This is a genomic window from Paenibacillus sp. J31TS4 (assembly GCF_018403265.1).
Taxonomy (GTDB): Bacteria; Bacillota; Bacilli; order Paenibacillales; family NBRC-103111; genus J31TS4.
Genome location: NZ_BOSI01000001.1, coordinates 182200 through 203672, shown reverse-complemented (window position 1 = coordinate 203672; position 21473 = coordinate 182200). Strand labels below are relative to the sequence as shown.

General features: G+C 59.2%; 22 protein-coding genes. 6 read left to right on the top strand and 16 right to left on the bottom strand.

Features of this window, described 5'->3' with window-relative positions:
• Positions 1-2 precede the first annotated feature (2 nt).
• The 3 genes from KJS47_RS00995 to KJS47_RS00985 form a co-directional block, all read right to left on the bottom strand.
• Positions 3-830: an exodeoxyribonuclease III gene (locus KJS47_RS00995; RefSeq protein ID WP_213521999.1), complete on the bottom strand. Its 828-nt coding sequence runs from the start codon at positions 828-830 to the stop codon at positions 3-5.
• 98 nt (positions 831-928) lie between these two features.
• Complete coding sequence (locus KJS47_RS00990; protein WP_213521997.1) at positions 929-2032, bottom strand: hypothetical protein; 1104 nt, start codon at positions 2030-2032, stop codon at positions 929-931.
• A gap of 120 nt (positions 2033-2152) precedes the next feature.
• Positions 2153-3412, bottom strand: coding sequence for a LamG-like jellyroll fold domain-containing protein (locus KJS47_RS00985; RefSeq protein ID WP_213521995.1), 1260 nt, complete (start codon positions 3410-3412; stop codon positions 2153-2155).
• A 401-nt stretch (positions 3413-3813) separates the two neighbouring features.
• Here KJS47_RS00985 and KJS47_RS00980 point away from each other — a divergent pair, with 401 nt between their 5' ends.
• The 3 genes from KJS47_RS00980 (at position 3814) to KJS47_RS00970 (ending at position 6702) form a co-directional block, all read left to right on the top strand.
• Entirely contained in the window at positions 3814-4632 is an 819-nt protein-coding gene (locus KJS47_RS00980; protein WP_213521993.1) for an aminoglycoside 3'-phosphotransferase, read from the top strand.
• A 127-nt stretch (positions 4633-4759) separates the two neighbouring features.
• Entirely contained in the window at positions 4760-5506 is a 747-nt protein-coding gene (locus KJS47_RS00975; protein ID WP_249716023.1) for a glycerophosphodiester phosphodiesterase, read from the top strand.
• Positions 5503-6702, top strand: coding sequence for an SLC45 family MFS transporter (locus KJS47_RS00970; protein ID WP_213521989.1), 1200 nt, complete (start codon positions 5503-5505; stop codon positions 6700-6702). Before KJS47_RS00975 ends, KJS47_RS00970 begins: the two co-directional genes overlap by 4 nt.
• A gap of 122 nt (positions 6703-6824) precedes the next feature.
• Here KJS47_RS00970 and KJS47_RS00965 read toward each other — a convergent pair whose 3' ends face one another.
• On the bottom strand, positions 6825-7223 hold the full coding sequence (locus KJS47_RS00965) for a hypothetical protein (RefSeq protein WP_249716021.1): 399 nt from the start codon (positions 7221-7223) through the stop codon (positions 6825-6827).
• A gap of 168 nt (positions 7224-7391) precedes the next feature.
• Between KJS47_RS00965 and KJS47_RS00960 the strand changes: the two genes are divergently transcribed.
• The 3 genes from KJS47_RS00960 (at position 7392) to KJS47_RS00955 (ending at position 8565) form a co-directional block, all read left to right on the top strand.
• Complete coding sequence (locus tag KJS47_RS00960) at positions 7392-7589, top strand: hypothetical protein (RefSeq protein WP_213521987.1); 198 nt, start codon at positions 7392-7394, stop codon at positions 7587-7589.
• 80 nt (positions 7590-7669) lie between these two features.
• On the top strand, positions 7670-7801 hold the full coding sequence (locus tag KJS47_RS24210; protein WP_283772045.1) for a hypothetical protein: 132 nt from the start codon (positions 7670-7672) through the stop codon (positions 7799-7801).
• Positions 7802-7830: 29 nt separating this feature from the next.
• Positions 7831-8565 (top strand): aminoglycoside 3'-phosphotransferase, encoded by a 735-nt coding sequence (locus tag KJS47_RS00955; protein ID WP_213521985.1) that lies wholly within the window; start codon positions 7831-7833, stop codon positions 8563-8565.
• A gap of 47 nt (positions 8566-8612) precedes the next feature.
• On the opposite strand, the gene KJS47_RS00950 is transcribed toward KJS47_RS00955, so the two are convergent.
• The 12 genes from KJS47_RS00950 to KJS47_RS00895 form a co-directional block, all read right to left on the bottom strand.
• A complete protein-coding gene (locus KJS47_RS00950; protein ID WP_213521984.1) occupies positions 8613-9101 on the bottom strand; it encodes a cation:proton antiporter regulatory subunit in 489 nt (162 codons plus the stop codon).
• 31 nt (positions 9102-9132) lie between these two features.
• Complete coding sequence (locus KJS47_RS00945; RefSeq protein ID WP_213521983.1) at positions 9133-10344, bottom strand: cation:proton antiporter; 1212 nt, start codon at positions 10342-10344, stop codon at positions 9133-9135.
• Positions 10345-10844: 500 nt separating this feature from the next.
• Positions 10845-12365 carry a solute symporter family protein gene (locus tag KJS47_RS00940; protein WP_213521982.1) on the bottom strand — a complete coding sequence of 507 codons (1521 nt, stop codon included), beginning with the start codon at positions 12363-12365 and terminating at the stop codon, positions 10845-10847.
• Entirely contained in the window at positions 12362-12673 is a 312-nt protein-coding gene (locus KJS47_RS00935) for a DUF485 domain-containing protein (RefSeq protein WP_283772044.1), read from the bottom strand. Before KJS47_RS00935 ends, KJS47_RS00940 begins: the two co-directional genes overlap by 4 nt.
• Positions 12674-12979: 306 nt before the next feature.
• Positions 12980-13750 carry a LytR/AlgR family response regulator transcription factor gene (locus KJS47_RS00930; RefSeq protein ID WP_213521981.1) on the bottom strand — a complete coding sequence of 257 codons (771 nt, stop codon included), beginning with the start codon at positions 13748-13750 and terminating at the stop codon, positions 12980-12982.
• Positions 13747-15498: a LytS/YhcK type 5TM receptor domain-containing protein gene (locus KJS47_RS00925; RefSeq protein ID WP_213521980.1), complete on the bottom strand. Its 1752-nt coding sequence runs from the start codon at positions 15496-15498 to the stop codon at positions 13747-13749. The genes KJS47_RS00930 and KJS47_RS00925 overlap by 4 nt, the downstream gene beginning before the upstream one ends.
• 328 nt (positions 15499-15826) lie before the next feature.
• Positions 15827-16396, bottom strand: a complete 570-nt coding sequence (locus KJS47_RS00920) for an FAD-dependent oxidoreductase (protein ID WP_213521979.1) — start codon at positions 16394-16396, stop codon at positions 15827-15829.
• A 61-nt stretch (positions 16397-16457) separates the two neighbouring features.
• The gene (locus KJS47_RS00915) at positions 16458-17102 is read right to left on the bottom strand and encodes an HD domain-containing protein (RefSeq protein ID WP_213521977.1); all 645 of its coding nucleotides are present in this window, start codon (positions 17100-17102) and stop codon (positions 16458-16460) included.
• Between the two features lie 178 nt (positions 17103-17280).
• Entirely contained in the window at positions 17281-18765 is a 1485-nt protein-coding gene (locus KJS47_RS00910; protein WP_213521975.1) for a sodium:solute symporter family protein, read from the bottom strand.
• A gap of 117 nt (positions 18766-18882) precedes the next feature.
• Positions 18883-19386 carry a metallophosphoesterase family protein gene (locus tag KJS47_RS00905; protein WP_213521973.1) on the bottom strand — a complete coding sequence of 168 codons (504 nt, stop codon included), beginning with the start codon at positions 19384-19386 and terminating at the stop codon, positions 18883-18885.
• A complete protein-coding gene (locus tag KJS47_RS00900) occupies positions 19383-19910 on the bottom strand; it encodes a mismatch-specific DNA-glycosylase (RefSeq protein WP_213521971.1) in 528 nt (175 codons plus the stop codon). The genes KJS47_RS00905 and KJS47_RS00900 overlap by 4 nt, the downstream gene beginning before the upstream one ends.
• Before the next feature lies 1 nt (position 19911).
• The gene (locus tag KJS47_RS00895; RefSeq protein WP_213521969.1) at positions 19912-21282 is read right to left on the bottom strand and encodes a purine/pyrimidine permease; all 1371 of its coding nucleotides are present in this window, start codon (positions 21280-21282) and stop codon (positions 19912-19914) included.
• Between the last annotated feature and the right edge of the window lie 191 nt (positions 21283-21473).

Sequence of the window (21473 nt, the reverse complement as noted above, 5' to 3'; positions counted from 1 at the left end):
TCTCATTCTGCCGGACTATCAGCTGCCTCCAGTAAGCCATCGTCGGCTCCTTGAGAGACCTCATCCTCCGTTTCCCAGTCCGCCAGCTCCAGCACGACCGGACAGTGATCGCTTCCGAGACGGTCGCAATCGATCCGCGCTTCCCGGATGGAAGGGGCAAGCCGCGAGGAGACAAGGAAGTAATCAATCCGCCAGCCGATGTTCCGTTCCCTCACCTTTGGCATATAGGACCACCAGCTGTATACATCCTTGCGTTCCGGGTACAGATGCCGAAACGTATCGGTGAATCCCGCCTCCAGCAGCTGAGACATCTTGTCCCTTTCTTCCTGGGTGAAGCCGGAATTGTTCCGGTTGGCCGCCGCATTCTTCAAGTCAATCTCCTGATGGGCGACATTCAGGTCCCCGCAGACGATAACCGGCTTCCGCGCATCGAGGCCGAGCAGATACGCGCGGAACCGGTCCTCCCATTCCAGCCGGTACGGGAGGCGGGACAAGTCCCGCTTCGCGTTCGGCGTATAGACGGTGACCAGGTAGAAGGAGGGATACTCCAGCGTGATGACACGGCCTTCCGGCTCGCTGTCCTCTTCGAGGCCGTATCGGACGGACAGCGGCTCCCACTTCGCGAACACCGCCGTACCGGAATACCCCTTTTTCTCCGCATAGTTCCAATAGGTCCGATAGTCTCCGCCCAGCTCCAGCTCGAGCTGGCCCTCCTGCAGCTTCGTCTCCTGCAGGCAGAAGAAATCGACGTCCTGCTCTTTAAAATAATCAAGGAATCCCTTGCTTACACAGGCCCGCAGCCCGTTTACATTCCATGATGCCAGCTTCATCTGCTAGAAGTCTCCTTGCTTCGATAAGATCGGTTCCTCTCATTCTAGCATAGAATGCGCCGGACTGCGGCTCACGTTCTGGCCTCGGTCTTCCGCCGCTACTTGGCCGCGGGAGCGGACAGATCCTCAACCTCAGCAAGCAGGCGGGCGCTCAGCCGGTCGGCCGTGGCATAATCCGTGACAGTGCCGTACAGCTCCTTGATTCGGGCATCGATCCGCTGAACCTCGCCAAGCTGCGCCGTCGCCTTCTTCATCGCGTTCGAGTACCGCGCCTTGACCGCCGCCAGGTCTCCGGCATACCTCTCGTCTATGCCGGCCGGCAGCACGCGCTCGTACATATCGAGCACCTCGTCCTCCGCGCGGTCCGGAAAATATTCATGCGGCGCCGTGCTGTCGAAGATCGCGGTACCAAGCTCCGGAAAAATCAGCATGTCGAGGCTGTTTGGATCGAAGCCGCAATGGAAAACCTCCACGTCGATGCCTCTCGCTTCCGCCTCGGCAGCCAGCCGCTTGAGCAGCGTCGACTTGCCGGAGCCCGCGCGTCCCTTGATGAAGATGCGCCGGCCGCAGGACGCCGTCAGGTTCTGGATATGATCGACCGCTCCCCTCGGCGTCGCGGCTCCAAAAAAAACGTGGCGCACCTGAGCCGTTTTCTCGATGCGGGTTTCCCCAAAGAGCGAGAGTGCGGTCTCGCTCGCCACTTCATCTGCCTTGGCAAAGTCCATGCTGCCGATGTAATACTGCTCCCACTCGTCGTGAATGCGCAGCGCCTCCGCAAACAGAGCGTACGCTTCTTCATAGGCGGGCTGGAGGCGCTCCTCAAGCTCGCGCAGCTCCTGCCGCTGCTCCTCTGTCAGCCGGCCCGGTTCGGCCGCCTCGTCGAACCGGAGCTCCGTGCGCTGCACCGCCGAGGATTCGGGCAGGCCGCCGCAAACGGAAGCGTCCGCCACGGCTATCCGCCGGCTAGGGATGTACAGCGCATCCAGATCGTCCGGATAGAGGGGGGAATGAAAGCATTGGATATCCGTTCCCTGCGTGAGCAGATGGTCGGCCAGCCGCCGAAGGGCGGTCGATTTGCCCGTCCCCGGGGGGCCTTGAAGCTCGATCCGCTTCTCCGCGCCTTGAAGGGCGGACGGGTACAGAAAATGGACGCCGCGGGCTGTATGCCCTTTGCCGAAAAACCGGGTTGCTGTTCCTGTCACTCGCAAGCACTCCTTTGGATTCCGTATGCCGCAGTATATGCCGGGACTTCCACCAGGGTGTTCGCCTATGCACATGCCTTCCGGCTGGTCAAGAGGAACGGCCGGAAGCAGGCCGGAGGCTCATCCCCGACGGTCCCGTTCCAGCATCCAGGCATATCCGAACGGGTCGCGGAAGCAGACAAAGGTGGCGAAGGCTTCCTCATGAACCGACAGCTGCCGGGCGCCCGCTGTCTCCAGTAGTAGCCTCAGCTCGGAGACGGGACGCTTCGTCTTGTATACGAACGGCGCGGAACGATGCACGTCGGCGTCCTCCTCCGATACGCCGAGAAGCATGAGGCTGGGGCCATTGTACAGTGTTAGCAGATAAAACTGTTCGGGCTCCTCGACATGAAGATGGAACCCGAGCGTGTTCACATACCACGCAACCGCCTCTGGTAGCGCCTCCTTACCCACACCAATCCTAATATGCTCTAGACGATCCAGCACCGGCAGGACCGTCTCTTCGGCGCGCTCCTTTCGCGGCTCCCGAGCCGGCACCCAGCCGTTTTCCCGGAACAGCGACGAGATCTCCGCCTCCGACAGCGCCCTGCCGTACAAACGCAGGTCATCGATGCTGCCGCGGAAGAAAAAATACGGTTCGTCCGTCGCCTTACGGCCTATATAAAGCGGCTCTTCCGCATTCGGACGCAGCGTTCCGGGCACCTCGTGCACGAACTGGCCGTTCCGGTAGAAGCGGAAGCTTCCTTTCTCATAGCTGACCGCGTAATGGCACCATACGCCCGGCTCTATTGGATCCGCTGCAACCAAATCCGGCTCCGTCAAAAACCGGTGGAAAACGACGCTTCGGTCATAGGTGCTCAGCTGAAACACACGGCGCTTATGATGGCCGTCCTGCGAGACGATAGCCGAGTGCCAGCCCTGTTCGGGCGTCCCCGATTCGTATCGGCACCAGACGGAAAGCGAGAAGCCGTCGTCGCCGAGCAGCGGAGCCGGATCCATCACTAGATATTCGTCCCGGCCGTTGAACGCATAAGCACTGTCCGCTCGTCCGAATCGGTCCGGGCAAAGCCGGGCTCCGACGACGCGGGCCGTATAGCCATTGCCGCTTGTGTCCCTTGCGTCCCCCTCGAACAAGTACTCGGCGAGTAAGCCGTCGCGAAGCATGCTCTCCTCTCGGCGTATGCCGAACAGCTCGTCCATGGTCATGCCGAGCGTGTCGGCGAGAAGCGGGAGCAGCGTCACATCCGGCATGGACTGCCCGTTCTCCCACTTGCTGACCGCCTGGTACGTCACGCCGAGCCGCTCGGCGAGCCGTTCCTGCGTCAGTCCCTTTTGCTTGCGCGAGCGTAGAATCTGCTCCTTCAATCCGCCTGCTTCCATGCCCTACCATCCTCCTCGGATACGATCTATCTGTTATTGTAAGGCACAGGGCGTCAAATGGGCATCGCGCATTCGGGGAAAGGAATCGAATCCTCGCTCAACCATAGGTTGAGCAGTCTTGACGAGCAGTCAGCCTTCCTCGAGACGTTATTCGTTCAAACGCATCAAGGGAAAGCCGACAATCGGGACGACCCTCGGCGGTTCAATCGCTCGACTCAATCGGCGCTTATATCTAGGAAGAAAGGCGTTCCACCTTTTGGAAAACTCTGGTATGCTACGGGCAGATGAACGGTTCTCCTGCCAAAGCATGCGGATTGCTGTTCCCTCTCCACTTGTTTCCGCCGCGTGAAGAGCAGGTGCTTGCCGGAAAGTCTATTCTCGTAGAAAGGGATGGGATTCCCATGAACGATATCGGGTTGTCTCCCGCCTCGCGCGTCCTGCCCGCCGCGCTGCTCCCCGATTGGGATGGAGCTTTGATCACGCCGATCAAAGAAAAGGACCGTGCCGCCGTCTACCTGCTTCATTCGTCGCAGAGAGAGGGAGTGCTGAAGAAAACGCCGAAGGGCCAGCTCGAGGAGGAAGCGGTCCTATCCGCTCACTTGTCTGGTTTCGGCCTCTGCCCGGCCGTGCTCGCCTACTTCACCGAGGGAGCGTTTGACTACCTCCTGCTGGAGCGCGTTCCGGGCGAAGATGCCGCTTCGGACCGCTACTTGGCCGAGCCCGAACGGCTGACCGACGTGTTCGCCGCCAGCCTCGCCCGGTTTCACCTGACGCCCACTGCCGGTATCCCCCGTTCGCGTTCCCTCGCCTCCATGATGCAGCGGGCCGCGGAGAATTACCGGGCTGGCCGTTACGACAAGGGGCTGCTTCGGTATAGCGGCCATACGGATCCGGAAGCGGCCTATTGCGAGCTTCTTTCCCTCTTCCTGACCACCCAGGAGGATCCTGTCGTCATTCACGGCGACTACTGCCTCCCCAATGTTATGCTCCGGGACTTCGAGACGACCGGATTCGTGGACGTCGGCTTCAGCGGGACGGGCGACCGCCATTACGATCTGTTCTGGGGCATTTGGTCGCTCCATTTCAATCTGGGCAGCCTGCGGTGGACGGACCGGTTTCTGGATGCTTACGGCAGAGAGCTGGTCGATCCGGATCGTCTGCGTCTATGCGGACTCTTCTCCGCGTTCAACGGGTACCGGGGGCATGATCTTTACGAGTAGAGAACTCGCTCCCGTGGAACGGCTCGTCCCTCATTTTTTTCCAACACCGCTCCCCTGCCCGCCCCCGTTCTGTCGTATAATGAAACCGATCTTCATTCTTACCTTATCGAAACGGAGGCTATTTCAGTTGAATCCCTTTCTCATCATCGCACATCGAGGGGCATCCAAGTACTGCCCGGAGAATACCATGGCCGCATTCCGCAAGGCACTTGAGCTCGGCGCGAACGCCATCGAAACCGACGTCCACATGACGGAAGACGGACGGCTCGTGCTGCTGCACGACGAATCGCTGAAACGGACGACCGGCTCGCCCCAGCTCGTCAAGGACGTGACGTTCGACGAGCTGAAGCGTCTTGACGCAGGCGGCTGGTTCGATTCCGCGTTTCAGGGCGAGCGCGTCCCTGCTCTCGAAGATCTGTTCGAGCTCGTAGCGGATACGGAGGTACAGATTAACCTGGAGCTCAAAAACGGCGTCGTGCTCTATCCCGGCATCGAGGAAGCCGTCGTAGCGGCGGCTCGCCAATACGGCATGGCCGACCGCGTCCTGATCTCGAGCTTCAATCATTACTCGCTCGCGCTATGCAAGCAGCTCGCCCCTGAAATCCGGACCGGCATTCTCTATACGGAAGGACTGTACCGGCCTTGGGATTATGCGGCGAGCGTCGGGGCGAATGCGCTACATGCCTTCCATATCGCGGTCCTGCCCGAATGGGTGCAGGCAGCGGCGGAGCGGGGGCTTGTCTACTATCCGTACACGGTCAACGAACCCGACCGGATGCGCGTTCTGCTTGACGCCGGCGTCTCCGGTATCATAACGGATTACCCGGACCGTCTGGCGGAAGTGCTCGCCGAGAAGGTGGGGAATCGCGCATGAAGCGGACGTGGCTGCTCGGCTTCGGATTCTTTAGCATTAGCCTGACTTGGGCGCTTTACAATGCCTTTGTTCCGTTCTTTCTCGATCCGTACCTCAAGAGCGCCGCGCTAATCGGCTTCGTCATGACGATCGACAACTATTTCGCTTTGTTCCTGCAGCCATGGATCGGCAACCGAAGCGACCGGACGCTGACCCGGTACGGCCGGCGGATGCCTTATCTCATCATCGGGATGCCGCTCGCCGCGGTATTCGTGACGCTAATCCCACTCCACACAAGCCTGGTAACGCTTCTGCTGTTCATGGTCCTCATGAACCTGGCGATGAGCCTGTACCGCTCCCCGACCATCGCGCTCATGCCGGATCTGACACCCGAGAGCCGGCGGACCAAAGCGAACGGCATCATTAATTTCATGGGAGGCGTCGGCGCCATTCTCGCATTCGGGGTCGGCTCCTCTCTGTACAAGGCCAGTCCATCTCTGCCTTTTCTTGCGGCGGCGGTCGTCACTCTGCTGACGCTGCTGCTCCTGATCCGGACGATCAAGGAACGCCGGGATCCCGTCGTGCCGGTTGCCGCTGACGCTCCCCGCATCAAGCTGCGCGGCGAACTGGACAAAACGACGGTTCTGCTGCTGGCGGCCATCTTCTTCTGGTTTGTCGCTTACCAGGGCATCGAATCGCTGTTCACGCTGTACGGCAAGCATCACCTGGGTCTGGAGGAAAGCGTCTCCGCCTTCTCCCTAACCTTCTTCTCGCTGTTCTTCGTTCTGTTCGCCATCCCGAGCGGCTGGCTCGGCAACCGGTACGGCAAGAAGAAAATGATCCTGATCGGCGTCGCCGGACTGTTTGCCGTGTTTGCCGCCGTTCCGCTCGTAAGCTCCGTCCTCCCTCTTCGGGCGCTGCTAGCCATCGGAGGGATCTTCTGGGCCTGCATTAATATCAATTCGTACCCGTTCGTCGTCTCGACCGGCCGGGAGAGCAGCATCGGCACCCGGACGGGGCTGTATTATCTCGTCTCCTCGCTGGCAGCCATCACCTCGCCGCCTCTGCTCGGCCTGCTGGTCGATACATTCGGCTACGGCACGCTGTTCCTGTGCGCTTCCGGCAGTATGCTGATCGCCCTCGGCTTCCTGCTCGCCGTCCGGCATGACGGCCGGGCCACCGCATCGCCGGCGGAATCGGTTCAGGCCGGCAGCTAGAGCCGTTGGCAAGCGAGGCACGGAAGCGGGCGGACCGTACCGTCGCCGCTACCGTGACAAGCCGCACCCATGCAAAAGGGCCCTGCCGAAATCGGCGGGCCCTTTTGCATGGGTACAGCTTTTTACTTGTCTGTCGAGGCGAACAGCTGTTTATCGAAGAACAGTAAGGCTAGGAACAGCACGATGGCCGCCAGCAGCACACACGCCGGCAGAATGAAGGCCAGCAGCGTGCCCATGTTTTGCATTTTGTAGTAAAGCAGCATGCCGAACGGCATCAAACCTCCACCGATCAAGGCTGTCCATGCCTGCAGCTTGGCTGTCTTGACCATGCTGAGATCTTTGAAGACATAATAGAACAGCCCGTAAGCGAACAACGTCAGCCAGCCGACTACCAGAATATGGGCGTGTGCCGGGATCATCGAATAATCTTTGCGTCCGGCCATGTCGGAGCCGATCAGCGCTCCGATGAGCGAATAGATAGCGGCAATCCTCATTAGCCATTTGCTGTAGGATTTCATCATAATGGAATCAGGCCCCTCTCCTAACGAACTCTACTTCCCCATTCTAGTCTAGAAAAGTGAACGGAAGATAAACAACCCGTGAGCAAAGTATGAACGCGGGGTTCTCTTCCCCTGTTTCAAGCAAGTTCGTTTTGGGTAGATAGGAGCAAATCCATCCGGAGGTGACCCATGTCCGCAAAAGAAAAGCGGTGGAAACGGATCTACCTGTTTCTCATGATCTTCGTCTACGCGATCTACGTGCCCGTCTCGGTCTTTGAATGGCTCGCGATGGAGGAACGGTTCCCGCTGTCCGCGTTTGTCGTCGCTGTCGCACTTCCCGTCATGAGACGCAACCATCTCAAGCAGCTTCAATCGCAGGATACATAACTTCAATGTGAGGTCCGCCTCATTCGGCACATCGCGCCTCGCACTGTAGCTCCTGCCCGGACAGGCAGGAGCTTCTTCGCGTGCGCTTAGAGAAAGTCGAGGAAGGGTTGGAAGCGGCCCGCACCTACCCCCGTCTGGCTTCGGATGGCTCCGGCAAAATTGCTTTCATCCAACAAATCCCGCTCGCAGGCTTGCCGGCATGCTATTATTAACCGAGCAACTCATGACAGGAGGATCTACTATGCAGAGAACACTTGTCTCTTTTGACACGTCCGCCGTCCCTTCCTCCCTGCAGTCATTCCTGCGGGAAGCCGTATTTTATGACAGCAGCTGCTCGGAGGATGCCCGCACGTACCTCGTGAAGGGCAGCACGGACGCTTACCTAAAGATTCAGCAAGCGGGGATGCTTGAAAGAGAAAGTCGGATGACCGAGTTCCTTCACGGCCATCGCCTCGCTCCCCGCGTCCTCGGCTACGCTTCGGACGGTCAATCCGATTATCTGTTGACCGAAGCGGTCCAGGGGGAAGACGGGACCTTCGCGGAGCATTTGGCCGAGCCCGTCCGCTTGGCCCGCACCTTCGGAGAGTCGCTCCGGCGGCTTCACTCTCTCTCACCCGCAGGCTGCCCCTTCCCTAACCGGACCGAGGAGCTGCTTGCCGCAGCATACGCGAAGACTGGACTCGCCTCGTTCCGAGATGGCGAGCCTTGTTCCTCTCATGAAGTGGTGCTGCACGGCGATTATTGCCTGCCTAACATAATTATGCAGAACGGGGCGTTCCAAGCGTTCATTGACCTCGGAAGCGGTGGCGTCGGGGACCGGCATTACGATCTGTATCTCGGCATCTGGACGCTCTCCTACAACCTCAAGACCGACCGCTATCGCGACGAATTCCTCGACGCGTACGGCCGGTTGGACGTCGATCTGGAGCGCCTCACGCTGTTCGAACAAGTAGTCGAGCTGGGCGAACGAGGCTAGTTGCCCGGTAGAACAAGAACAGGAGGGGCAACTGAATGCCCCTCCTGTCAGCCGTTCGCGAGCAGTTCCTTCAACTGGCGGATCTGCTTGCGTTCTCCCGCCACGACTAGCGTCATATGCGGAACGAGCCGGTCGTGCGGACCGGGATTGATGGTCTGCCGGTTCTTCTCGACGAGAGCGAGAATGGTAGCTCCGCTTTTTTGCCGGATTTGAAGCTCCTCGATCGTGCGGTTCGCGGCATGGGAATGCGGCTCCACCCTGCACCACTCGATCACGAGCTCGTCCAGCGACACCTCGATCGTCTCGAGAGCTTTGGGCTTGTAAGTCATCCCTCCGAGAATGCCCGCGATCTGCCTTGCCTCCTCATCTTCCAGCGTAACCTGCGAGATCGGCTCATCCGGGTCGTTCTCGTCAAAATGATAGATCTCCCTCCGCCCGTCGTCGTGAATCACCACGACGAGCTTGTCTCCTGCCCTCGTATCCATTTGATATTTTCTGCCGATCCCCGGAAGATCGGTTTCTCGAATCGTTGCCATAAGGCCATCCCCTCCGTTTCGGTTGCAACCGTTAGTATTCTGCTTTTTCTGGAACCCGGCTCCACTTGAACACCCGGTTCAGTCCGCGGTAGATCAGCTTCGATTCCTTGGCCAGCAGCGGACCGAGTATAGCCAGGATCAAGACATAGAGCGCCGAAAACGGCTTCAGCTGCGGGAGAAGCCCTGCCGCTATACCCAAATTCGCCACGATGATGCTGAATTCCCCCCTGGCCATGACAGTCAGGCCGATATTTAACGAAGCTTTGTGGGAGAGCCCGGCCTTTCGTCCTGCTATCATGCCGGAGACGACGTTTGCAAGGACGGTCAGCACGACTGCGCCCGCCGCTACCCATACGGCATGACCTAGCGTGAGCGGATCGATGCCGAGTCCGAAGCTGAAGAAGAAAACCGCTCCGAAGAAATCCCGAAACGGGACAACCAAATGCTCGATTCTCTTACTGTGCTCCGTCTCGGATAACGCAAGGCCGAACAGCAGCGCTCCGATCGCCTCGGCTACATGGAGCTTCTCCGAGAAGCCCGCGATGAAGAAGAGTGCGGAGAAAACGACGATAATGAAGATTTCGTTCGAGGTAATATTCAGGAGCCGGTTCAGCACAGGCGGCCCCTTGCGAGCGATAACAAAAAAAAGCAGCATGTAGCCGATCGAAATGCCGACCGACAGAAGGATTCCGCCGACCGAGCTGGCTCCCCCGAGCAGCAGGCCGGACATGACGGAGAGGAAGACGGCCAGGAAGATATCGTCGAACAGAATCATGCCGAGAATGAGCTCCGTCTCCGCGTTGCCCGTTCTCCTCAGCTCAACGAGAGTCTTGGCGACGATAGCCGTCGAAGAAACCGACAGCATACCGGCAATAATAAGTGTTTCGTAAATCGGAAAGGAAGCGAGGATTCCGTAGACGAACCCGACGGCGAAATTCATGAGGACGTAGACAGTTCCTCCAAAGACGATGTTCCGTCCGGATTTGATCAGCTTCGAAACGGAAAATTCCAATCCTAGATAGAAGAGCAGGAACAGAACCCCGATTCTGCCGAGAAACCCTATGATCTCCTGGCTCTCAATGAACCGGAAATCAAAAATGCCGATTGCAGGGGCATGGGGACCGACCAACATACCAAGAATAATCAAAAACGGGATGATGGAGATCTTAAGCTTGCCGGCGATCACTGAAGCGATGGCAATGAGAGCCAAGGCGGTTCCGACTTCAAAGATCAAATGATCCATACAAGTTGTATCCCTCCCTCTTTTTCACAAGCATCCCCTTTAGTATACAGGAATATGCATAAGCAACCAACTGAGCGACGTTCGACGAATTTGTGAACGTGGATCCATAAGAGGTCTTTTCGGCCCATTTTTCGCCGTTTTCGTCGATTTTCTCTTTAAGGTTATGTGAGGAAGGGACCTCCTATTCGTATGAACATTCGCTTTTTCTTATAAACAAAGCATATATCAGAAAGGGGATAGAGGGAAGGACGGCCGACTTACCGCTCTCCCCTCTCCCCTCGGCAACGCAAAAAGGCAGTCGCTTAAGTGACTGCCTTTTTGCTTCTATTCAGGAACCGTCTCGCTTGCGAGGCTACGCTCTGCGAAGCCGAAACGTTCCGCCACCCTGTTAGCGACGTTAGCGCTTAGGTGTTAATACTGCTGCGGTGTTAGCGCTCCTGGCGGTAGTGCTTCGCTTTTTGAGCTACCTAGACGGCGCAGCGTCTTCTTGACATTCCCGGTTACATGCCCGTGTTTGCCTTGACCAGCACCTCGTCAAACTTGGCTTGGCTGCTCTTGCCGGAGAGGAGTGTTCCGACAATCGCTCCCAGGAAGCCAAGCGGAATCGAGATGATGCCCGGGTTCGTCAGCGATATGAGCGGCTCCCCAACGAAGATAGCTTTGCCGGCGGGATCCCAGACGCTCGGGCTAATCGCGACGAGCAGGAGCGCGCTGATCAAGCCGGTGAGCATACCGGAGATGGCGCCGCCCGTGTTGAACCGTCTCCAGAAGATCGTGAACAGCAGCACCGGGAGATTCGCGCTCGCCGCCACGGCAAAGGCCAAGGAGACGAGGAAGGCGACGTTCAGCTTCATGGCGAACATCGACAGGAGAATCGAAAGAACCGAGACGCCGACAGACGCCCAGCGGGCGGCGGTCATCTGCTCTTTTTCGGTCGCCTGCCCTTTGCGGATAATGTGGCTGTAGAAGTCATGGGCGAAGGCAGAGGCGGCCGACAGTACGAGCCCGGTGACGACGGCGAGAATCGTCGCGAACGCCACTGCCGAGACGAAGGCGAACAGGAAGTCGCCGCCAAGCGCTTTGGCGAGCAGCGGGGCTGCCATATTCCCGCCCTTGTCGGCCGCTACGATGCTGTCGGTGCCGACGAACGCGGCAGCGCCGAAGCCGAGGAAGACCGTCATGACGTAGAAAATACCGATGATCCAGGTGGCATAGACGACCGAGCTGCGTGCCGTCGGCGCGTCCTTGACCGTGAAGAAGCGGATCAGAATATGGGGCAGGCCCGCGGTGCCGAGCACAAGCGCCAGATTGAGCGACAGAGTGTCAAGCGGCACCTTGTATTTGTTGCCGGGGTTTAGGAACGCTTCCTTCAGCGGTGTCGCCGTCTTCATATACTCGAACATCTCGGTGACGCTGAAGTGGAACTTGGCGAAGACGATCATCGAGATGATGAACGTGCCGGCCATGAGCAAAATCGCCTTGGTGATCTGCACCCAGCTCGTGGCCGTCATGCCGCCGAAGACGACATAGACGGTCATCAGGACACCGACGATAAGGACCGAGGTGTACGCGTCCAGTCCAAGCAGCAGCTTGATGAGCGCACCGGCTCCTACCAGCTGGGCGATCATGTAAAAGGTCGAGATAGTGATGGTGTTCAGCGCCGCGACGCCCCGGATTTTTTTCTGGTCGAACCGGGCGGCGATCATATCGGCCATCGTATACTTCCCGAGGTTGCGGAGCGGCTCCGCCACCAGATACAGGACGACCAGATAAGCGACGAGGAAGCCAATGCTGTAGAAGAACCCGTCGAAGCCGGCGAGGGCAATCGTGCCGGCGATTCCGAGGAAGGAGGCGGCGGACATATAGTCGCCGGCGATCGCCATCCCGTTCTGCCAGCCGGTGAGGCCTCCTCCCGCCGTGTAGAATTCGCTCGCGTTATTCGTTTTTTTGGATGCGTAAAAGGTAATGATGAGCGTCAGTCCGACAATGGCGATAAAGAGGATAAAGGCGGTCGTATTCATCTTACACTCCTCCCCGCTTCTGCTTTCATCCGTTCAATCTCCTCATCGAACCGGGCCGACTTACGCGAATAAATCACGCAGAGCGCCCACGTCATGATGAACTGTGCGAAGGCGAACACCCACGCCCACGAGATGGGACCGAATGCTGGTTTGTTCAGCACGGTCGTGTAAGAGGTGAGCAAGGGCAGCGCAAAATAGAAGACGAGGAAGAAGATGGACATCGGAAGCAAGAATCGCTTCTTTGCCTGCATGAATCGTTTGAAGCTGTCCGATTGCGCTATGCGGGAGTAATCCGGTTTGGTCTCCAAGGCCTATCCCTCCATCAGGAAACAATCTGATCGCGCCTGTAATGAAAGCGCTTCACAAAATTATTATAACCGGATGCCGCCCTATGTGAAGCAGGCTGACGCGAACTGTCGGAATCGCAGCTTGAACCGTAGGAGAGGCGGCTTGATTGGTTGGTATGTCATGGCCTTCTACGGCTTGGCCGTGGAAGCAAAGCTGCGGCGGTCAGGTTAACGACGCGCCGCCACGGCTAATAGATAACAGCTTAACAGTTACACGGAATGCAGATGGGAGCGGCGCTTTGAAACACGCGAAAGAGTGGGCGTTGGTTAGCCCCCTTTTAGCAGCCGGATGAGCTCCTTGCCCGCATCCCGGGAGACCGGCACCTGCGTCTCGTTGCCTCTGAGCAGCAGCGTATACGCGCCGTTCAGCCAGGGGACGAGCTCGCGGACATAATCGAGATTGACGAGATAGCTGCGGTGCACGCGGAAGAAAGGCTGTTCCCGCAGCTTGTCTTCGAGCTCCTGCAGCGTGAGCCGGACGGTATAGTCCCCTTCCACCGTTACGAGGCGGAGGGCCTTTTCCTCCTTCTCGGCATAGAGAAGATTCTTCGTCTCCAGCACGACCATCCGCTCTCCGTCCTCGACCAGCAGTCTGCCGGCCGCGACCGACCCGGAGACAGCGGCTCCCAACGTGCGAGCAGTCCCGTCAGCCCCGTCCCCTCTGCGCGTACCGACCGCCTCCCTGAGCCTCTGCAGCGATTCCTTGAGCCTCTGCGGGCTGTACGGCTTGAGCAGGTAATCCAACGCCCGGAGACCGAAAGCTTCGACCGCATATTCCTCATGCGCCGTCGTGAACAGCAGGAAAGGCTTCTGATCCCTTCCTTGCAGCATGCGGGCAGCCTGGATGCCCTCCAGCTCCGGCATCTGGATATCGAGGAAGACGGCATCCGGTGCGGTTTCCTCTACCAGCTCCAACAGCTCTCTCCCGTTAACGGCCGTCCCTACCAGCTCGACATCCGTCTCCCGCTCTAGCAGATAGACCAGCTCTTCCCGGGCCAGTCTCTCGTCCTCCGCCACGGCTACCTTGATCTTCTTCACGCCTTCACCTCCGATGAATGCAGCGGGACCGCGAAACGGATGCGTGTCCCCCCTCCCGGTCTCTCGCCGATGTCGAGCCCCGCTCCGGGACCGAACAGCGCCAGGAGTCGCTGGTTTACGTTGTAGACGCCAATCCCGGTTCCTTTCCCTTCCTGTACGGGCTTGTCCCCCAAACCGGCCCGTACCGCTTCCGGAATGCCCGTTCCGTTGTCTTCAATGGTGGCCTTCAGCATACCCTCCGCTTCCGTCACGTAGATGGCAATGAACCCGCCGTCCTGCTTGTCCTTGAGGCCGTGCTGGATGCAGTTCTCCACCAATGGCTGGAACGTCGCTGGGGGCAGCCTGGCTCCCGCCAAGCCCTCTTCCGCCATGAGGGAGACGGTGAACCGGTCTGCGAACCGGATTTGCATGATGTCGAGATACGCCTTCAGATGATCCAGCTCCTGCCGCAGCGTCACCAGCTTGGCGTTCGTAAGCTGCAGGCTGAGGCGCATGAAGGTAGCGAGCTGTACGGTTGCATGGCGGGCCAGATCGGGATCGGTCCGTATGAGGGTAACAATGGAATTCAGCGTATTGAACAAAAAGTGCGGGTTGATCTGCGCCTGCAGCATCCGCAGCTCGCTCTCCTTCATATGCCGGGCAAGCTGTTCGCTCAGCGACGCCTCCAGCTGATACGAGATCAGCTTGCCAAGCCCTTCCGCCAGCACGATCTCGATGCGGCGAAGACGCTCCGGACTGCGAAAATAGAGATGAATCAGTCCCGCGACGCGGCCCCCCTGTTGAAACGGAACGACGATCACCGCACCTAGCTTCGCGTAGCGGGGATCGAGCTTCGCCGGCTGCCTAGCGATCTGCATCCGGCCGCTCTCAAGCGCCAGCAGAGAGAGCTGCGACGCGATCGGCTCTCCCGGTTCATGCGCGGAGCTGCCTGTCCCGACATAAGCCAGCACCCGCTCCGTGTCAGTGATTGCAACGGCGGCCGCCTTCAGCTCCCGTTTCAGCAGCTGGGCGGTCGCTTCCGCCGTCGCGAACGACAGCCCTTGCTTCAGGTGAGGCAGTGCCAGCTCGGCGATATGAAGCGCCCGCTCGGTTTCCGTGGCGGCCGCGGCTTCCTTTTCCCGCAGCGCAGTCAACAGCATCATCATGAAGATGCTGACGGAAGCGCTCGTCGTCAGCACCATCGGGATGCCGACCGTATCCACGAAGGCGATGATCCAAGGCGTCGGCCCGCAGACGATGAGCACGATACTGTAATGCAGAATGACGGCGAAAAATCCGATGTAGAACGCGATCGTGGGAGACAGCACCTTGGGCTGTTGAACTTGTTTGGTGATCCAGCCGCTGAGCCAGCCGACGAGAACGACGGTTAGCGCATCCGCAATTCCGGTCGCCCCGCCCAACGCTAGCAGATGCGCACCGGACAGCAATCCCGCGAGCATCCCGACTCGCTGCCCGCCGAGCAGACCGCCCATGATGACCCCGACGAGCGAGGAGCCGGCGATCGCCTCGTCCGGGCGCAGATGCGGAATCCAAAACGAGGTCATCAGGCTTAGATCCTGCTCGATCCGCACTCCCGCGTAGGTGCCCATCACGCTGAACAGCCCGAACAACAGCGAGAACGGGATCCAGTGCTTGCCGTCCGGCTCCCGGTCGATCAGCTTGCGGAACAGCGGAATGCGCGTCAGGAGAAAGAACACGAGCAGCAGCAGGGCGTTGCGTTCGAGCAAAACGAGCGTTAGTTCCTTCAAGTCGGAGCGCACATCCTTCCGGGTCGATGCCCTTATTCTACTCGACGCCCGTCCATAGCCGCAATGAGCGTTCTCCTCCCCGTCCCCCCTGCTCCAAAAAGCCCGGAACCGCCGAATGGCGATTCCGGGCTTACTTGTTGGATTCCTCCCTGCAGTCCAGCTGAACGTTCCGGCGAAGCCCGTCCGGCGGGGAGTAAGCCCCTCCGGCAGCCGCCCTGCCGGCATTGAATAGTCCGGCAAGCGGCCCGCTCTATGTATGCTTATGCGGGTTCCGTGCCGCCCTAAGGCCGTCCGGCAGCCATCTGTTCGGGAATTCCCTGCTGGATAGCTATTCCTTCGGCTTCAGCACATCGTGGTCGACATACCGCTCGCCGTTCATCTCGCTGATGACATTGATGGCGACCTTCGCCCCGTCTCCCGCCGTAACGATTGTGTGCATGCTGACACCTGCGCACGTCCCGGCGGCCCAGATGCCTTCCACGGACGTTTTGCCGTTCGCATCGGTCTCGAGGATGGTCTTCACGCGCGGCTCGGTACCCGGCTTGGTCTGAACGCCGACGGTCTCGGCCAAATCGGTCAGCATGCCGGTGGCGAGAATCACATGCTTGGCTTCATAGGTGCCGCTGTCGGTCTCCAGCTTAAAGCCTTCGTCCGTTTTGGCAATGTTCGTCACCTTCCCGCTTACGAACTCTGCGCCGAATTTGGACGCCTGCTTCTTCCCAGTCTCCACCAGATCCGGACCGCTGATTTCCAGCACTCCGTAATGGTTCTCGAGCCAGGCTCTCTTGGTCACTCCTTGGTCGCTGTCGAACACGAGCGTCTTCTTGCCCGCTTTGGCGGCGAAGACCGCTGCACTGCCTCCCGCCGGACCGGCACCTACAATCGCGATGTCATACATGGCTTTCCTCTCCTTCACTTGGGAATGGTCGGCTTCGCTAATGCGAATGCGTTCCCTCTCATTATGCCTGACCCGCCCAGCTTCCGGCAACAGGGACGAGCTCCCCCTCCGCCTCGCGTGTGAACCGGTGAATGAACTGGCTGACGAAGGCGGTCTTCTCGTCGAAATGACGGAGGGACAGCTCATAGTTCAGAAGCCCTCTCCACCTCCGGACTTCCGCCTCATAGCTTTCACTGTTCCAGAAAGCCGCTGCTTCCTGCATCGTTTCGCCATGCGTCGCGCTGTACTGCACCTTCAGCCACACTTCCGCGCTCCCAAAATGATCGAGAACGTCCGCATCCTGCACCAGCTTGATGAAGTAAGGGATGCCGTTGTCCCCCGGCTTTCGCTTGTTATGCCCGCGGACGATCGCCACGATGTCCGCCAGCTCTGAGCTTGAGACCTCGTGCTTCAGCATGTCGCCGACGAGGAGGGCGCCCCTCTCATTGTGGGGCTCGATTCCTTTGGCCACATCATGGAACAGCGCTCCCGCGAAGATGACGTCGTCCTTGTCCGCCATATCCGGGAACAACGATTCCCGAAGCGTTAGGGCGAGCTTGGCCGTTCGTCCGCAGTGGTAGTAGATGAAGCCCCGTTCCCGGTCGATATGTGCTTTGCGTTTGCCCATGGCGTGATAGGCCATTTCCTTCAGCTTGTCTCGATTCATCGGCTCCCTGCCTCCTAGTGGTTGGCTTCCAAACGCCCTCCATCATAGACTCGTGACCTTATGCCGACAAGGGAAACAACCGCTATAACCAAACAAACCCCGCACACATGGTGCGGGTTCGTTCTAATACGCTTGGGACAGGAGTTGCCGCATGGTCGGCGGTTCGATCCTCCGGCCCCTATTCGGCGTCCTTGTTTAAGGAAACGAGCAGCTCGTCGACTTCGGTTGCAACCTTGCGGCCCATCCCGCGGTTGATCAGCCCGATGCCGATGAACAGCACCGCCGAGACGAGCACCGGTGAGGAAACAAGCGTCACGGTGCTGGCGTCGGTCAGGATGTATTTGACGAAGCCGAAGGTCAGCAGGCCGCCGACCCAGCTCACGATGGCCGCCGTCGAGTTGCTGTTCCGGAAGGCTGGCAAGAGGCCAAGCAGCATCGGGATCGAGATCGGGCCGACCAGTCCCCCGAACCAGACGATGAGCAGGTTCAAGATGCCGCCGAAGCTCTTTTGGTAGATCGCCACTAGCAGCGTCAGAACGGTGAACACGACCGTCGTCGTACGGGCGGCGCGCAGCGAAGCTTTCCCGGCGAAATCCCGGAATTTGGCCGATAGCACCGGAAGAATGTCTCGGGTCACTACCGCGGTGATCGCGTTGGCGTCAGACGTCGTCATCGCCATCGTGTGGGCGAACATGGAGGCCAGCACGAGTCCGATGAGACCCGGCGGCAGCAGCTCGCTCGCCATGATGGAGTACGACTGCGTAGGGTCCTGCAGATTCGGGTACAGCAGCGGAGCCGCCCACATCGGGAAGAAGAGAATCAGCGGCCAAACCAGGAAGAGCACACCGGAGAGGATCGCCGCCTTGCGGGCATCCTTGCCGTTTGGCGAAGCAATATAGCGCTGCGCCAGGTTCCATGTTCCGCCGTTGTAGCTCAGGAAGTCGATGAGTAGATAGGCGAGCACAAAGCCGAGCGTGTAGGGTCCGACGAGCGGCTCGCTGTGGCTCGGCGGCAGCTGGTCCCAGATGCCGGTAATGGCGCCCGCGCCGCCTAATTTGGCGAGCACGATGAAGAACATGACAAGCCCCGCCACCAGCTGGACAACGAACTGGGCGAAGTCCGTGAGCGCATCCGCCCACAGACCGCCGACAGTAATGTAGAACAGCGAGATCAGACCGGAGACCAAGATGCCCGTCGTCAGCGATACGCCGGCAAAGACATTGAGAATGACCGCGATGGACGCCCATTTGGCGCCGACGTCGAACAGCTTGAGCAGCACGCCGCTCCACGCCAGCAGCTGCTGGGTCGGCGTGTTGTAGCGGGTTTTGAGATATTCCAGCGGCGATTCGATATTCAGCCTCTGGCGCAGCCGCGCCCAGCGAGGAGCGATCCAGAGCGCTCCCAGAAAGACGGCGATCGAGACCGGGACGGCCCACCAAACGTACAGCGTGAACCCGTATGTATAGGCGACACCGGCATAAGCGACGAACACCGCCGCACTGTAGCCCGACATGTGGTGGGAAATGCCCGACAGCCACCACGGCATGCGGCCGCCTGCGGCGAAGAAATCCTTGGTCCCATCGATTTGGCGAAACGACCAGACCCCAATGCCTACCATCAGGAGCAGGTACAATCCCATGACAATCCAATCCGCTGTTTGCATGTTGATTCCCCCTCGTCCTATAGTTTTCGGTAGCGCTTTCAAGCGCCCTACCTCATATTAACAACAGGACAAGGGAATGAAGCAAGCATTATTTCCTTCCGTTTTTCCCCAGGCGGTTTAGTTCTCTTCTTTGTCGAAGTAAATATGGCGCGCCTTCAGTTCGGTGCCCAGCTCCAAAATGCCGCAAGAATAACGGGGCTGACGGCGCTTGTCCGTCGGAGAGCCAGGATTGAACAACAGGATGCCCTCTTCTGTCCGGTTCATCGGAATGTGTGAATGCCCGAACACGATGGCATCGGGCTGTTCGTCCCGGAATGCTTCCTGTGCTCGACCTTCCGTCGTCCTGGCCCGTCCTTCGTGGCCATGCACGAGACCGATGCGGAACCCGCCCAGCTCGAGCAGCTTCTTGGCCCCGAAGCGATCGTACAGCTCCCAGCCGTCCGTATTGCCCGTTACCCCCTCGACCGGGGCGATCGCCGCCAGCTCGTCATAGACGTCCAGCGTCTGCCAATCGCCGGCGTGCAGGATGAGATCTACTCCCTCAAACGCCTCATAGACGGGTCGGGGGAGTGTCCTTCCGTACCGAGGCATGTGGGTGTCCGACAGAACGCCGATTTTCATGACTGCTCCACCTCTCTTCCTCTTCCTCTCCATTCGTTCAGCTGCGCAAAAATCGCTGTCATCTCCTCGAAGCTCATGCGCACAAGCCCGCTCGTAGACGGAGCGACGAACTCCAGCACGTCCGGTGTCAACGGCTCGCGCTGCCGGCCCCATGGCAGCTTGCTCCGCCCGCTGTACTGCTGGTAGACGCCTTTGCCGACGAAGCAGGCGATGCGGGGCCGATAAATCTCGAGCTTTTCTTTCAGGAGGACTCGCCCAGTCTGATAGTCTTCCTTGGTCAGCTCCTCCGCCGTCCGGGTAGGCCGGACGACGATGTTCGTGAAGCCGTACCCGAGCTCCAGCAGGGAGGCGTCCTCCTCCGGTGCATACAGCCGGGGGGTCAAACCGGCGGCATACAGGACGCGGTAAAACCGGTTGTGCGGGTTCGCGTAATGGTGGCCGACCTCTCCCGAGCGGAGGCTCGGGTTGTAGCCGATAAACAGGATCTCCAATCCTTGCTTCAGATGGTCGTCGATAGGTCCCATCTCAGCTGCCCTCCTTTTCGTTTGCCTCTGCCGACTGGCTTGCCGAAGAGCTGGGTGACTGCTTGGCTTCCCGGAACACGACATGCTCCAGCAGGATAGCGAGAACAACGCCGACAATCAGCCCATTGCCGAGGATATAGGTGGCGAGCGAAGGCAGCTCGGCCCAAACCTCGCTCGGCAGGAACATCAGGCCGCCTCCCGTTAGGAGAGTAAAGCCTATGATGAACAACTCGCGCTGGGTCAACGCCAGCCGCTTGATATCCTTCAGCCCAAAGCCGAGGAGCTGGCCGAACACAGTGAAGAGAACCGCATAGCCGACTGGCTGCGGAATGGTGCTCAGCAGCTGGCCGACAGCCGGGAATAAGCCGAGCACCATCATTTCTGCCGATGCCAGAAGAAAGGGCAGCCGCGAGGCGATGCCGGTCAGGGAAACCAGGCTGGCGGCTGCGGTCAACGGAACGGCCGGTGCCGTACCGAACAGTCCCGCGGCAAGCGTACCTGCTCCCGTCATGACGGAGCCTCTCGAATAGAGCTTGCCGGGCGCCGGCTCCTCCGCCGCTTCGGCGAATACCTGGACGCTCGCGATCAGATTGGACAGCAGGATGACCGACGTCAGGACGCAGGTGACGACGACGCCCGTATTCCAGACGGGGGGTCCGAACGGCAGCAGCTGCGGCAGCTCAAAGGCGGGAGCGGCCGCCTCGGGCATATGCAGCATCCCCAGCACAGCGTAGACGCCCCAGCCTGCCGCCAGGCCGATGAGGACGGCCATGCTTTTGATAAGTCCCCGGCCCTTGACCATTAAGCCGACCGTAAGGCCGATAAGCAGAAGAGACAGCAACGCAATTTTGGGGACAACGACGGTGCTGCCTTCGAAGCCGATCCCCAGCACGCCAGACAGAATCGATTTGGACATCTGGATCGCCAGCAGAATCAAGAAGGCTCCGGTCACGATCGGCGTGAACAGGAACTTGATGTGCGGTAGCAGTCGGAACACGCCCAGCAGCAAAAACACCAGGGCGCCGACGCCAAGCCCCATCTCCAGCTCTCTAAGCAGCAGCAGGGCGTCCCCGCCCGCCCGCAAATGCATATCGAGCAGGACGACGATGACGCCCCACCACATGCCTGCCGGTCCCTCGATGATCGGAAACCGGTGCCCGAACAGCACTTGTAAGAGGCCGATTGCCCCGCATAGGAGAAGAGTTCGGCTCATGTAGAGTGCCGTATCCACTTCTCCCAGTCCAAGCGCGTGCCCCAGCACGATCGGTACGGTGATGACGTTCGCCATCATGAAGATAAACCATTGCAGGGAAGAGAACCAGAGAACCGTGCCTCTCGGATGCTCGTTCAATTTGTATTGCATGGCGCTCATAACAATTGTCACTCGCTTCCCGCTAAAGGAACGGCTCTGCCATCCGGGCGCAGACCGGCCAACAGGACAGCTTCCTTCGGGCGGCAGAGGTTCTCTTTATCATTTATTTAGATCATTAATAATTAACACCATATATAGTAATGGTGGTTGATTAAAAGGCGGATTTCCGCGCTTCTGCGGTTCGCAGCAAG